General features: G+C 52.5%; 3 protein-coding genes and 1 pseudogene. 2 read left to right on the forward strand and 2 right to left on the reverse strand.

The annotated features are described in order from the left end of the window. Positions 1 to 163: 163 nt before the first annotated feature. Positions 164 to 328, forward strand: a pseudogene (locus tag MKS11_RS27325) (family 1 glycosylhydrolase); the annotation flags it as partial. A 78-nt stretch (positions 329 to 406) separates the two neighbouring features. Here MKS11_RS27325 and MKS11_RS27330 read toward each other — a convergent pair. After that, positions 407 to 1393, reverse strand: coding sequence for a GlxA family transcriptional regulator (locus MKS11_RS27330; protein WP_104458524.1), 987 nt, complete (start codon positions 1391 to 1393; stop codon positions 407 to 409). A gap of 125 nt (positions 1394 to 1518) precedes the next feature. Between MKS11_RS27330 and MKS11_RS27335 the strand changes: the two genes are divergently transcribed. Then, positions 1519 to 1824 (forward strand): putative quinol monooxygenase, encoded by a 306-nt coding sequence (locus MKS11_RS27335; RefSeq protein ID WP_023328886.1) that lies wholly within the window; start codon positions 1519 to 1521, stop codon positions 1822 to 1824. Between the two features lie 45 nt (positions 1825 to 1869). Here the strand turns inward: MKS11_RS27335 and MKS11_RS27770 are convergent. Beyond that, positions 1870 to 1961, reverse strand: a 92-nt coding sequence (locus tag MKS11_RS27770) for an IS3 family transposase (RefSeq protein WP_323802304.1), incomplete at its 5' end; no start/stop codon positions are given.

The following is a 1961-nucleotide window of genomic DNA, read 5'->3' on the forward strand; positions in this document are numbered from 1 at the left end:
GAAGGATATCCCAGCTCCATGACGACAACGGAGGCTTTCTTTCCGTACCGGTAATAGAGTTCGACGGCCCGAATCCGGTCCTCGTATGAATGCATAAATTAACTCCTGAAGGTCCAGGAATTTGTCCGCACTTCCCCTATTTCAAATGCAGGTCGCTACACCTATAGACATGATCAGCGCAAGCACGTCTCAGATGTCCAAACGGTACGGATTTATATATGTTGACCCGGATGATATGGGGAACGGAACACTAAAACGCTCCCGTAAGAAAAGCTTCCACTGGTATAAAAAAGTCATCGCCACGAACGGAAAAGACCTCAGTAGTTAACACAGCACACCCCTGGCAGCACTGTGCTGTCAGGGCGTCTCATAATTCCGCGCGGATACCTCCCGGCCCTACTGTGCATTATTCCCGGGTACGGTCTTTCACCCAACGGCGGTATAATGCCGGATTCATGCCGGTCATCCGGCTGAAGACCCTCCTGAAACTGCCTTCATCCGCGTAACCTGCATCAGCTGCGATCTGCTTTATGGTTTTAGCAGATGTTTCAAGTGCCAGCCTTGCCATTTCACACCTGATCCTGTCGATAAACTGTTTCGGTGACTCGCCTGTTTCCGCCTTTATACGCCTGTGAAAGGTTCGCTCCGAAATGGCAAGGCGCCGGCACAGCTCTCTTGTGGTAAGCAGCGTTGATGCTTCCTGCCTTATAAAAAATTCTGCACCGGGCAGAATACTGTCCGGCCGGCTGAGGTGCGCGGTGGGCATATAAACAGCCCTTGCGGGAGGCGTTGTATCCACTACAGCAAATTCTGCTGCAATGCGCGCAGCCTCCGTCCCCTCAAGCTGACGCACAACGTGTAAGGCCACATCAATCCATGAAAGCGGCCCACCAGCCGTAACTATACGGTTATCCTCAGTCAGAGCATTGCCCCAGATGGCGTTTGCCCGGGGGTAACGGCGCTTGAGCTCATCGTACAGCCACCAGGTTGTCGTACATTTTCTGCCGTTGAGCAGCCCCGCCTCGCCCAGCATAAACACTCCGCTGCACGAGCCACAAGCCAGGGCGCCATGCACGTACTGTTGCCGTATCCATGACGCTATGCTGCCCAGTTTACCGAGCTGTGGCGGCGTGTTTGATGCATCGGGTACAAACCCGGGGATCAGAACCGCATCGCATGAATTGATATCTGCCAGTGCCGCATCGGCGGTCAGTAACCGCCCGCTTCCGTCGGTCACTGGCTGCCCGTCCGGACTTGCTGTCATGATATCAAAGGGTGACGGCTCCTTGCGAGCAGCTGATATGGCTCTTCCGGCAAGAGAGAACATATCAGCCAGCCCGGTATAGCCTGAAGCAAGGCATCCCGGGGAAGCAATAATGACTATCTTTTTCATCTCAGTCCTGTAATTGGCCGAAAAAGCCGGTTTAATGGCAGATTCGCCACAGTGCCATGTTGCCTAACCCTGATACAATAATTCTCGTAAGAAAGCCATGATTATTACAACAGGAGAAAGAAACAATGAGTACAACAGCAGGACTGATTTCATTTAAAGCGAGAGAAGGAAAAGGCGCTGAAGTAGCAGAGCGCATAGCCGCTGCTTTGCCTCATGTTAATGCAGAAGAGGGCACCACTCACTGGCTGGTGATCCGCTCAGAAACGAGTCCTGAAACGGTTTTCCTTGTAGATCTGTTCAGTAGTACAGACTCAAGGGAACTCCATATGTCCGGTGAAGCAGCTAAACAAATATTCGCTACCGTACCCGCTCTGCTGGCAGAAGAGCCACACATTCATCCTGCGGTTTTGATTGCGGCAAAAGGTATTTAATTCGGTACGTTGGACTGACCCCACAACAGTAGACATTTCCTGTCCTCACGACGAGGCCTGTTCAAAGGCCTCCGGACTGACGCCGCCGAGGTGGCTGTGACGCCGGGTCCGGTTGTAGAACACTTCAATGTAATCGA

The organism is Klebsiella sp. K5-45 (assembly GCF_030128605.1).
In the GTDB taxonomy this organism is placed as follows: domain Bacteria; phylum Pseudomonadota; class Gammaproteobacteria; order Enterobacterales; family Enterobacteriaceae; genus Klebsiella; species Klebsiella quasipneumoniae.